General features: G+C 59.5%; 3 protein-coding genes. 1 reads left to right on the top strand and 2 read right to left on the bottom strand.

Features of this window, described 5'->3' with window-relative positions:
* Positions 1 to 249 precede the first annotated feature (249 nt).
* Entirely contained in the window at positions 250 to 495 is a 246-nt protein-coding gene (locus CKO23_RS24445) for a hypothetical protein (RefSeq protein ID WP_200336072.1), read from the bottom strand.
* Between the two features lie 397 nt (positions 496 to 892).
* Between CKO23_RS24445 and CKO23_RS24440 the strand changes: the two genes are divergently transcribed.
* On the top strand, positions 893 to 1,519 hold the full coding sequence (locus CKO23_RS24440) for an exodeoxyribonuclease V subunit gamma (protein ID WP_200336070.1): 627 nt from the start codon (positions 893 to 895) through the stop codon (positions 1,517 to 1,519).
* A 202-nt stretch (positions 1,520 to 1,721) separates the two neighbouring features.
* Here the strand turns inward: CKO23_RS24440 and CKO23_RS24435 are convergent, their stop codons facing one another.
* Positions 1,722 to 1,919 carry a hypothetical protein gene (locus tag CKO23_RS24435; RefSeq protein WP_200336068.1) on the bottom strand — a complete coding sequence of 66 codons (198 nt, stop codon included), beginning with the start codon at positions 1,917 to 1,919 and terminating at the stop codon, positions 1,722 to 1,724.
* Positions 1,920 to 2,145: the final 226 nt, after the last annotated feature.

Genomic DNA, 2,145 nt, shown 5'->3' with positions numbered 1-2,145 from the left:
CCAGCAGGCGTTCTTACGCGCGCTCAAGGTACCAGAGGAGCACTTTATCCACCCATCCCCGTGCTGCTGAATCGATGCCGCTGAAAAATACGACATCGGTGCTGTCACGGGGTGCGGAATGTCCGTTGAAACGTCCGGCGGCAATGGCATCGATCTGCGGCCTGAGTGGATGGGTGTGCCAGTCGACGCCCGCCGGTGCAAACCGGAGCTCAAGCAGCCGTGCCTTCTGGGGGTTTTTGGCCCAAACCGTCAAAAATCTGCACCAGCGAGCAAGTAGCCCAGATGCAGCCGCAGGTGGATCTTGGTGCGGAGCGAACGGCACTGCTCGACCGCCCCGCGCTCCGGCGCCGTCAGCGTGAAGAACAGATCCCGATCGCTCTGGGTGAAGCGGGGGAAGCCCCAGAGCAGCTCGTACTCCTCCGGCGAGAGGATCTGCAACCGGTCGCTCTGCGGGAGGGCTTCACCCGCGGAATCGTCTGCGGGAAACTCGGACATGGCGATGATGGGCGGATCGAAAAATGCCCGATCATATCCACCCGTCCGGTACGATCACCGTGGTGTTGCCATCGCATTTGGCCCGTAGGCTACGGATTGTTCAGTGCTGGCGTTGGGTCTTCAGAGCCAAAAGCCCGGTCGACGCCTACTGCATATTTTCGGCGGTTTGGGCCAAAAACCCCATGAGCGTCATCTTGAGTCACTTCTTGTGACATGGGTCACAGGAAGTGCCGTCCAAACAAACTGAGCGAACTCGCGTATTGTGCTCGAATAGGAGCAATTGCTCTTGGGTGTCGAGCGAGACGCTGACTGAGACCGGCTGCGATCGATCACGCAGCACGCTTGCCAGGCTCTCCCTCGAATTCGCCCCGATTCTGAGTCAGGAACGACGCGAATCATGCTCTACATCATTGCCTCCAACGCTGTTGAGTCGCTCTTGGCGTCCCTTGGTGATCACATCATCACCAAGCGGTCCGCCTCTCCTCTTGTGCCCGAGCTGGTGGTCGTCCCGAGCCCGGCCATGGGTCGGTGGGTCAATGTGCGGCTAGCCGAGCGACACGGGGTGGCGACGAATCTGGTCTATCCCTTGCCTGCCACCTTCATCTGGCAGCTGGCTCGCGACCTGCTCCCTGACATTCCGGAGCAGGATCCACTCGCCATCGACCGCATGGCTTGGAGGCTGTTTGCGTGTCTGCCCGATGTTCTGGCAGAGCCTGGCTTCGAGACTCTTCGCCACTATTTGTCTGGCGACTCACTCGGGCTGAAGCGTTGGCAGCTGGCCTCCCGCATCGCCGATGCCTTCGACCGCTACCAGCTCTACCGGCCGGGGCTGATCCGCTGTTGGATCGATGACACAGGAACGGTCACTCAGTCCGGTAGGCAGAACAGGGCGGAGTCGGCCAAGAAGAGACATTCGGCGATCCGATTGAAGCGGATGACTGCAAACTTCGTTGCCACCTTCTCGTGTTCCGGAAGCGTCCAGTTCCCACGCTGGGGGTTCGTTCCGGAAGAATTGCTTGTATGACTCTTGAACGCGGTTAGCGGAAGGCCGAGCGTCTGGAAAGAGCGACGAATCAGGACCCTGAGCTGTCGATCATTGGCACGCCGTCCAGCGACCGAAAACGAAGCCTGAGCTGCCGCTCAAGAGCCGGTGGTGAGCATCTGGAATTGGCCGTAAAGTACCCCTTGAGAGCGGGCGCGAATGTCGGGTTAGATCTAAACCCCACCTAGGCCGGAATGCGTAATTTCTCCTCCTCTGGATCGAGTGTTGTTCTCGTCCACAGGCGGTCGGCGACCGTATACGGATCGCGGTTGATCTCGTCGGCGAAGTGATTGGCGCGCGCGATCAACTCTGCAGGGCTCGCGTGGCAGTGCTGGTAGGTCACATCCTCGCGCAACCACCGCCACAGCGCTTCGACCGGCATGAAGTCCGGGCTATCGCTAGTGCAACAGAGTGGAAATCCCGAGACTGTTTAATCATTCATGCTGCGAGCGGCTTTCCCTCATAGGTCCAGCGGAAGGGCTTGGCCAACGTGCGATTGAAGAAGTCGATGAAATCGCTGATGCGTTTCTGAAGGTCGTCGATGGAGGTGAAGTTGCCACGGCGCAGGACTTTGCGCGCCAGGATCGAGAACCACATCTCGATCTGAT

It is taken from the genome of Thiocystis violacea, assembly GCF_016583565.1.
Taxonomy (GTDB): domain Bacteria; phylum Pseudomonadota; class Gammaproteobacteria; order Chromatiales; family Chromatiaceae; genus Thiorhodococcus; species Thiorhodococcus violaceus_A.
The sequence above is the reverse complement of the archived record's forward strand: the minus strand, read 5'-3'. Positions and strand labels throughout refer to the sequence as shown.